The organism is uncultured Maritalea sp. (assembly GCF_937139385.1).
In the GTDB taxonomy this organism is placed as follows: Bacteria; Pseudomonadota; Alphaproteobacteria; order Rhizobiales; family Devosiaceae; genus Maritalea; species Maritalea porphyrae_A.
The window spans coordinates 1-8,467 of the sequence record NZ_CAKZPW010000373.1 but is presented as its reverse complement, the minus strand read 5'-3'; the positions used below and the strand labels follow the sequence as shown (position 1 = coordinate 8,467).

Annotated in this window: 9 protein-coding genes; 5 read left to right on the top strand and 4 right to left on the bottom strand. The window is 50.5% G+C overall.

All coding sequences use genetic code 11. The annotated features are described in order from the left end of the window. From Q0231_RS15065 to Q0231_RS15045, 5 genes are all read left to right on the top strand, one after another. On the top strand, positions 1 to 292 hold a 292-nt coding region (locus Q0231_RS15065), incomplete at its 5' end, for an oligopeptide/dipeptide ABC transporter ATP-binding protein (RefSeq protein WP_367274504.1). After that, on the top strand, positions 292 to 1,263 hold the full coding sequence (locus tag Q0231_RS15060; RefSeq protein ID WP_269392390.1) for an ABC transporter permease: 972 nt from the start codon (positions 292 to 294) through the stop codon (positions 1,261 to 1,263). The genes Q0231_RS15065 and Q0231_RS15060, both read left to right, overlap by 1 nt. Before the next feature lie 9 nt (positions 1,264 to 1,272). Beyond that, a complete protein-coding gene (locus tag Q0231_RS15055) occupies positions 1,273 to 2,139 on the top strand; it encodes an ABC transporter permease (RefSeq protein WP_299348752.1) in 867 nt (288 codons plus the stop codon). A 2-nt stretch (positions 2,140 to 2,141) separates the two neighbouring features. After that, the gene (locus tag Q0231_RS15050; RefSeq protein ID WP_299348749.1) at positions 2,142 to 3,191 is read left to right on the top strand and encodes an ABC transporter ATP-binding protein; all 1,050 of its coding nucleotides are present in this window, start codon (positions 2,142 to 2,144) and stop codon (positions 3,189 to 3,191) included. A gap of 22 nt (positions 3,192 to 3,213) precedes the next feature. Further along, a complete protein-coding gene (locus Q0231_RS15045; protein WP_299348747.1) occupies positions 3,214 to 3,663 on the top strand; it encodes a gamma-glutamylcyclotransferase family protein in 450 nt (149 codons plus the stop codon). Between the two features lie 243 nt (positions 3,664 to 3,906). Here the strand turns inward: Q0231_RS15045 and Q0231_RS15040 are convergent, their stop codons facing one another. From Q0231_RS15040 to Q0231_RS15025, 4 genes are all read right to left on the bottom strand, one after another. After that, positions 3,907 to 4,794: a branched-chain amino acid ABC transporter permease gene (locus tag Q0231_RS15040; RefSeq protein ID WP_299348744.1), complete on the bottom strand. Its 888-nt coding sequence runs from the start codon at positions 4,792 to 4,794 to the stop codon at positions 3,907 to 3,909. A gap of 9 nt (positions 4,795 to 4,803) precedes the next feature. Next, positions 4,804 to 5,520 carry an ABC transporter ATP-binding protein gene (locus Q0231_RS15035; RefSeq protein WP_269392395.1) on the bottom strand — a complete coding sequence of 239 codons (717 nt, stop codon included), beginning with the start codon at positions 5,518 to 5,520 and terminating at the stop codon, positions 4,804 to 4,806. A gap of 61 nt (positions 5,521 to 5,581) precedes the next feature. Then, positions 5,582 to 6,742 (bottom strand): ABC transporter substrate-binding protein, encoded by a 1,161-nt coding sequence (locus Q0231_RS15030; RefSeq protein ID WP_269392396.1) that lies wholly within the window; start codon positions 6,740 to 6,742, stop codon positions 5,582 to 5,584. A 21-nt stretch (positions 6,743 to 6,763) separates the two neighbouring features. After that, the coding region (locus Q0231_RS15025) for a branched-chain amino acid ABC transporter ATP-binding protein/permease (protein ID WP_299348737.1) at positions 6,764 to 8,467 on the bottom strand (1,704 nt) is incomplete at its 5' end.

Below are 8,467 nucleotides of genomic sequence, written 5' to 3'. Positions count from 1 at the left end.
TGTTGAAAGCGGTCCATGTCGTGAGGTTTTTGCAAATCCCGAGCATCCCTACACTCAGGCCCTATTGGCCGCCACACCAAATCCCAACCCAGATGTTGTGCGCAAGCGGCCAAATATTTCTGGCGCGATACCAAGCGCTGCCGCCATCCCCGCGGGGTGCCGTTTTCACCCTCGTTGCCCGGTGGCGAAACCGATATGCGCTACAGATTTTCCCGAAGGTCTTTGCAGGGGCTACCACCGTGCTGAGTGCCATTTCGCATTTGAAAATGCCCAAACGCTGGAGGCCGGTTGATGCGACAGTTTTTGATTAAGCGCATTTGGCATGCGCTTCTAACCCTTTTTGTCATGGTCAGCGTGATGTTTTTCATGTTCCGCATGCTGCCCGGTGATCCAACCGCTACGGTGATCAGCCCTGCACTTTACCCAAAGGCGCAAGAAGCACTAAAGGCACAGTTCGGGCTCGATCGACCTTTGCACGAACAATATTTCATTTACCTGCGCAATTTGCTGGTTTTTGACTTTGGTATTTCCTTCCACACCTTGCGCCCTGTCGCAGGGGAAATTGGCAACCGACTAATCAATACGCTCGTCTTGATCTTGCCATCTATGGTTGTTGCTTACGCAATAGGTGCATTTGCTGGTGCCATGGTTGCATGGAAACGTGGCAGCAAAGTTGAAGGCTTTTTGGTGCTGCTTGCAACGGCGTTGCAATCTACGCCTGTGTTTTGGTTGGGCATGTTGGCGATCCTGTTTTTCTCCATTCGCCTTGATATGTTCCCTGTGGGGCACATTGTTTCACCGGGAAAATTCCCTGAAGCAAACCTGCAAATGTATCTGTCGCTCGATTTTCTGCACCACTTGGCCCTGCCGTTCATGGTCAATGTGGCCTACCAGTTTTGCTTTCCGTTTTTGCTCATGCGCTCAACCATGTTGTCAACAATTGGCGAGGATTACATCGAGTTGGCCCGCATGAAGGGCGTGCCCGAAAATCGCATTCTTTACCATCACGCCATGCGCAACTCTATGCTGCCATTGGCCACAACTTTGCCAATGATATTGGGCTGGGCAGTTGCTGGGTCTGTGGTGATTGAGACTGTGTTTTCATGGCCCGGCCTCGGCCTCTTGATGGTCGAAGCTGTGGGGAGGTCGGATTACCCTGTGGTTCAGGCCGCGTTTCTTTTAATCGCTGTTCTAACGGTTGGTGGCACATTGTTGGCCGACCTCATGTACGGGATTTTAGACCCCCGTATCACCTATAAGTAGGAGAGCTAGATGTTCCGCACTATATCGCGTTTCCTTGCCATTATTTGGAGTTCTCCCGCTGGGCGCATCAGCTTATCCATCTTCTGTCTTTGCGTGGCCATTGCGACCTTGGGGCCATTGGTTGCCCCTTATGGGCCAACCGAACGCATCTATGACGAAGCGGGTAAGCTGGTGCGTCTTTCCCCACCCACGTGGAAGCACTGGTTGGGTACAACCTTGCTTGGCCGCGATGTCATGAGCCAAATGCTTTGGGGCGCACGCCCCGCGCTTACCATTGGCGTTTTGACCGCTCTGGGCACCGTGCTGATTGGGGTGAATGTTGGGCTATTGGCGGGCTACCTTGGTGGCCGCGTGGACAGCATACTCATGCGCATAACTGACATTTTTTTAGGGCTGCCATTTTTGCCCTTTATCATTGTGTTGTTATCGCTCACTGGGCAAAACATTTGGACCATCATTTTTGCGATGATGATTGTGATGTGGCGCTCAACGGCACGGATTGTGCGGGCGGAAGTGCTCTCCTTACGCGAACGCCAATTCATTGCAGCGGCGCGCACCACCGGTGCGAGTGATTTTGACATTACTTACAAAGAAATCGCCCCCAACATCATGCCGTTTGCGCTTGTTGGCGTCACATTTGCACTGGCTTGGGCAATCATTACTGAGGCCAGCATTGGGTTCTTGGGCTTTGGTGATCCAAATGTCGTGAGTTGGGGATCGATCATCTACGACGCCTACGCATCGCAAATGATGTATCGCGCACCCTGGTGGGTGGTGCCGCCCGGCATTGCCATCATGGTGCTTGTGACCTCGGTTTATTTCATCGGCCGCGCATATGAAGAAGTTGTCAATCCACGCATAAAGCAGGCGGGTTAATCATGGACAAAACACATCAGTTCACCCCGGCGCTTTCCATCAAAGACCTGGACGTAGATTACAAAGCTGGCGAACATCCTGTTGCTGCTTTGCGAGAGATTAATTTGGATCTTTTCAAAGGTGATCGAATTGGGTTGGTTGGAGAAAGTGGCTGTGGAAAATCGACTTTACTCAAAGCCATCATGGGGGTGCTGCCCAAAAATGCGCGAACTCCAAATGGCCAAATTCTATTGGACAAAACTGACCTATTGACCACCGACGGTGAAACTCGCCGAAAAGCACGATGGGCGCGTATCTCAATGATTACGCAAAGCGCTCTTAATGCTCTCAATCCGGTCCACAAGATCGGCGCGCAGATTGAAGAGGCGATCCTATCACACAAAGACATGCCCAAAGAAAAGGCTCGCGAACGCGCGAAAGAATTGTTCGATTTGGTCGGCGTGTCATCGGAACGATTGGATGACTATCCGCACCAGTTTTCGGGCGGCATGCGTCAACGTGCTGTCATTGCCATGGCGCTGGCACTTGAACCTGAAATCGTGCTGGCGGACGAACCAACAACTGCTCTGGATGTGATCGTTCAAGACCAAATATTTGACCGCCTTTATAGCCTACAAGCTGAACAAGGTTTTTCAATTGTTTTGGTCACGCACGACTTGGCATTGGTCGTTGAAAGCTGCGAGCGCATTGTGGTGATGTATGCAGGCATGATTGTTGAGACCGGGAATACAAAGTCCATCACACGCACCCCATTGCATCCCTATACCGCTGGCTTGAGATATGCGATCCCCGACCTGACGCTTGATCACGACCCCATATCCATCCCCGGTGCGCCGCCGGACCTGTCACAACCATTTCAGGGTTGTCGTTTTGCGCCCCGATGTCCAATGGCGATTGATGCGTGTTGGCAAGACATGCCTTCCCTTGAACCTGTTGGCCAAGCAGAAGGCGAGCGCTTGGTGCGCTGTCATCGGGCAAACGAGATGAACGATTTTCGCGACAGGTTAAGCCAACAAGACTTTTGGTTCAGCGAAATAAAGACAAACGAATAATCGAAAACACGGAGAGACTAAAATGCATTATTTTGCTTATGGCACCCTTTTGGTTGAAGAGAGCATGCGCGGCGTGTGCCCAAGCGCAAAGAACGTGGGCTACATGCGGCTAGACGGCTATGAAATGGCGTTTGGAAATTGCTCTAGGGAGGGCCTTGCAGGTTGCACACTCGTCGCCAAAGAAGGCGCGGTTACCTATGGCATTCAATATGAATTGACCGACGAAGATATGGCCAAAATGGACGATGCAGCCGAGGTCTCGACCAAACAATGGGTACATACCCCAATCACGTTGATCGATGCATCTGGCAACAAAGTGCCCTCGTCCACATACATTATTCCAGGTGAACTGAACGAGTGGGCACCCACCCAGAAATACGTCTCGCCAATCCTAAAAGGGTTGGAAACAGCTGACTTTCCCATCGACTATAAGACATTTATGAACGCCATGATCGACAGAGTCGTTTGCTGAAATAGGTAGTTAGCGGCTACACATTAATTGAAAAGCCTGTCGCCACGGCGGCAGGCGCCAATATGGATTGGGCGGCCTGTGGCAATGTTAGATAATTCGCCCTGCCCGAACGGTTCCACTTCCCATGCGATTGATATCATAAACACCTAAAAGAAGAGGAGCTCTGTTTCCAAACAAGAGCACCTCTATGAGTGTTCTCAATTCTGGCAATTTACTTTCCAATAAAACAGACCACGCACCACATCACCGCATTGGTTCAGCATTTGTTGCGATGATCCCATTTGGACGCATCATCAAGAATGCAATCAGGGTCAACAAAACCGCCGCGTCGCGATAAATCACATATTGATCGGGCAGAATATAGAGGAAACTGGCTTCCAATAGTCCCAGCAAGAAACCGCCATAAAGAGCGCCCTTTGGGTTAGACAACCCACCTATAATCACTGCAATCAGCGCTTTGACCATAGGGGTTAGACCCATCGCGGGAAAAACAGCGCCGCGCTGTGCAATCCAAATGACGGCGGCGACGCCAGCAAGAACGCCCGACAAGCCAAAAGCCAACATGATCATTTTATTGGCGTTTATTCCCATTGATCTGGCAACGGTAAAATCCGATGCAGCAGCACGTAGCGCAATGCCGATCCGAGTTTTGGTGATGAATGCATTTAGTCCAAACAGTGTCGCAAAAGAGATGATGATGGACATGACTTGCGCTTTGGAAATGAAGACATCGCCAAAGGTCATATAGCCGGAAAAATAGCTAGGGATGGGAATTGGTTTGGATTTCGGGCTGATGAAAATCTGGAAACTCACGTGCAGCGCCAAAGAGATAGCGAACGAGGTGATGAGCAGCGACATTGGGCTGCGTCCACGCAATGGCCTAAAGGCAATGCGCTCCATAGCAACGGCCGCAAACCCCGCTAGAGCGACTGCGAACAAGACCGCTACTGGAAATGGCACACCTGCCGCGAGCATAAAAAACAAGCCATAGCCGCAAACGGTCATTAGATCGCCATGGGCAAAATTTAGAAAACCAAGTAGTCCAAATACGGTGGCAAGGCCCAAAGCCAGCAATGCGTAGGTTCCCCCAAGGCTCAAAACGGATATAGCAAATTGGATTAATTGTTCCATGGTTCGTTCCTACGCCGCGCCCAAATAGGCTTCGTGAATTTTTTTGTCTTGCGAAAGGTCTGCGGCTCTGCCTTCGCGCACGATATGCCCCAGTTCCATCACATAGGCCCTATCAGCAACCGCCAGGCTTTTTTTGACGTTTTGCTCCACCAACAAAATGGTCACGCCTTCTTGGTGCAATTCACTGATCAATTCGAATACTTGGGTAACAATTTTTGGTGCAAGCCCCAGTGAAGGCTCATCAAGGATGAGGAATTTGGGACCAATCATTAGGGCGCGCGCTATGGCAAGCATTTGCTGCTCACCACCAGAAAGCGTGCCAGCCTCTTGGTTGACCCGCTCGCCCAAAATGGGGAAGCGTTTGACCATTTCGTCCAATCGCACATCACATTTAGCTTTTGGCAACGTAATGCCACCAGCGATCAGGTTTTCTTTCACTGTCAAATCTGCAAAAACCCTTCGCCCTTCAGGCGACATGACAATGCCCAGTTTTGGTTTTGCTTCTACAGAGGATTTGGCCAAATCGTTGCCATTGAATTCCACCTTGCCAGCAGAAATGTCCGTTAACCCCATAATGGCGTTTAGCGTGGATGTTTTTCCCGCGCCATTCGCGCCAATGATGGTCACCAACTCGCCTTCATTGACTTGAAATGAGATGTTTTGCACAGCTTTCACCGGCCCATAGCTCACTTCCAACTGATCAACATTGAGTAGTGTGTTTTTCATCTATCCACTTTCAAAGTGGGGTGACGCTGACAAAGCGACACCCCTGTATTTGCAATCAAAATTATGAACGAGGTGATGGAATTTCACTTGGTTCCAATTTGATAGATTTGATGTGAACGCCCTCGCCGCCTTGGATTTGCATCACATGCACAGGCAGATTAGGAAGCGCCCCAAAACCTTTGAATGTGACTTCACCGATTTCGGTTTTCACATTTTCCAGTTCACCAAATGCTTTGCGGACCGATAGCGGGTCGATTGTTCCGGCGCTCTCAATGGCTTTTTCAAGCATGCGCATAAACGAATAGCCAACCATTGCTGGATAAACGCTATCCTCGTTGCCATAGGTTGCAGCGTAATTTGCAACAAACGCTTCAGCTTCTGGGCTAGAAGATGGCGCGGCCATTGTTACGTAGTAGACGCCTTCAACAACTTCACCCAAGCCCCGAACAGCCGGTTGATCTAGCACATCGGGCCCCAAGTATGCTGACTTGATCCCTGCGGCGCGCAGCTGATTGATGAAAACCGGAAAATCATTATCGAATGGCATGGCCACGATCACATCAGGTTCTTCGGGAAGCGCCTTAATTGATGCAATGATTGTTGAGAACTCTTGTTGGTCATATGCAAACTCTGAATTCCCAACAACTGAACCACCTGCTTCGACAAACTTTTCCTCAAAGTAACGTGGCAAGTAGTCTGTGTAAGGATCAAATTGGGAAGTGACCAAATAGGCGGTTTTTGCTTTCAAATCCTGGGCGGCAAACTTTGCGTAAACGCCCCCCATATGTGCGTCGGACATCATAACAAGAAACGAACCTTCGCCCAGACGGGCGGGGATTGTTGGTTGAGACGCAATCGTGTGGACCGCCAACATGTCTTTGCGTAACGCTTGTGTGCCCGCGGACACCGCGTAAGGCACCAAAGCCGATGTGATGAAGGCGTGCATTTTTTCGCTCGCCATGACTTCTGCAGTTGAAACGGTTGATTTTTGAACGTCAGAAGCGTCATCGCGCTCAATCAACTCAATTGGGTATTTGCCCAAGAACCCACCGCGCGCATTTGCTTCAGTTTGATACATTGAAACGCCTTGCATAAATGGCGCATCATATGACGCCATAAAGCCGGTTTTGGCGTTCACAGCACCAATCACAAAGTCTTCTGACATCGCAGGCATCGTTCCGAGCGCAGCAACTGCCGTTGCTAATAGAATTTTCCTAATCATTCTTCCCTCCACTTTGGACGTTTAGTCGTCCATTTCTTCGCCGATATAGGCTTCTATGACGTGCGGATCCGCCTGAACCTCCTGAGGGGTTCCGCTCGCAATTTGTTCGCCCTTATTGACCACATAGATCTGATCACAGAGCGCCATGACCATTGGTAGGTCATGTTCAACCAACAGGATTCCGCAACCGATGCGCTGCACAATTTGTTGCAAAAGGTCTGTAAGGTCTTTGGTTTCTTGGTCGTTCATGCCAGCTGCAGGCTCGTCCAAAATAAGGAACTGTGGTTCAAGAGCCAAAGCGCGTGCGATCTCAAGACGTCGCTGATCGCCATAGGCCAAACCATCGGCCTGCTCTTGATATTTATTTTCCAGCCCCAAAAAGGCTAACCAATTGAGCGCCAATTGCTCCGCTTCTAGCCGGGACATATCGGGGCGCGAAACATTGACCGCAGCTATGACGTTTTCAAGCGCGCTCATGGCACCAAACGTTCTAATGTTTTGAAAGGTTCGGCCTAGTCCAATTTTTGCCAATTCACTGGCACTCGCCAGCGTTACGTCATTCCCGTTGAGCTGAATTGAACCACCTGTTGCAAAAAGATTGCCGGTGATGACGTTGATGAATGTGCTCTTCCCCGCACCGTTTGGACCTATCAGTCCAACGATTTGGCCCGCTTTGACTTCAAGATTGATTTTATCCATCGCACAAAAAGCGCCATAGGATTTTTGCAGATTTGTTGTGGTGAGTACCGCGGTTTCATCAACGTGGTAGTTGGGCTTATTCGAATGGGCAGTTTTCTTTGCAAATACATTCGGGAACAAACGCTGGAACCATTGGTGCGCAGCGATCTCCTTGTATCCCGCCACCCCTTCTGGGCGATAATAGAGCACCAGCAAGATCAAAAGTGAAAACGACAGAGCTGTTAGGCCAAACACGTTTGGCATAATAAAACCAAACGCCAATTCAGTGCCCGAATACCCGTTGAGGAACTCCTCAGTCTTTTTGAAGATCTCTTCCGCAAAACTAACAAATATTGCGCCCACAACGGCACCAGTGAGCGAGCGATAGCCACCAACGATCACCAACACGATAAGCGCAAATGTTTTGTCGAGATAGAATGAAGACGGCGACACCACACCAACGGAATGGGCAAACAATGCACCAGCGGCCCCCACGATCGCAGCACTAACCACCCAGACACCAAAAATTGGGCGCTCCGAGCGTATGCCGATTGAGCGCGCAGCTGGTTCGTTTTCTCTAAAACTTTCCGCAGCGCGGCCGATGCGGCTCGATTTCACGGCGAACGCAACAATCAGCGCCAGCCCCAACAAACCAAGAACCAGCGGCCAAGTAACCTGCTCGGTTGGCAAAGCATATAGTGACTGTTTGCCGTTGGTGAGCGGCTTCAGGCCGATAAAGAGCAAATAGGCGATGACCAGGAAACCAAAGCTTGCAATGACGGCGGATGTTTCGCGCAGTCGCTGCATGACAAAACCTGTTAGCACCCCAACAATTGCGGCAGCACACGTCGCTGGCACAATGGCCGCGACCAACGGCCATTCCGCATTTAACAATGGTGCGGGCAACTGTGGTAGCAAAATTGGCTTTATCGTGGATGGAATGGTGAACCACGCGGACACATAGGCGCCGATGCCAAAGAAGACGACATGGCCAAGCGAAAGGATGCCCGTTGAGCCACAAAACAGCCCAAGACCAACGCCTGCAAT

Excerpts from the sequence above, each read along its gene's own strand:
- Q0231_RS15060 (WP_269392390.1), top strand. The coding sequence starts at position 292 with ATGCGACAGTTTTTGATTAAGCGCATTTGGCATGCGCTTCTAACCCTT.
- Q0231_RS15055 (WP_299348752.1), top strand. The coding sequence starts at position 1,273 with ATGTTCCGCACTATATCGCGTTTCCTTGCCATTATTTGGAGTTCTCCC.
- Q0231_RS15050 (WP_299348749.1), top strand. The coding sequence starts at position 2,142 with ATGGACAAAACACATCAGTTCACCCCGGCGCTTTCCATCAAAGACCTG.
- Q0231_RS15045 (WP_299348747.1), top strand. The coding sequence starts at position 3,214 with ATGCATTATTTTGCTTATGGCACCCTTTTGGTTGAAGAGAGCATGCGC.
- Q0231_RS15040 (WP_299348744.1), bottom strand. The coding sequence starts at position 4,794 with ATGGAACAATTAATCCAATTTGCTATATCCGTTTTGAGCCTTGGGGGA.
- Q0231_RS15035 (WP_269392395.1), bottom strand. The coding sequence starts at position 5,520 with ATGAAAAACACACTACTCAATGTTGATCAGTTGGAAGTGAGCTATGGG.
- Q0231_RS15030 (WP_269392396.1), bottom strand. The coding sequence starts at position 6,742 with ATGATTAGGAAAATTCTATTAGCAACGGCAGTTGCTGCGCTCGGAACG.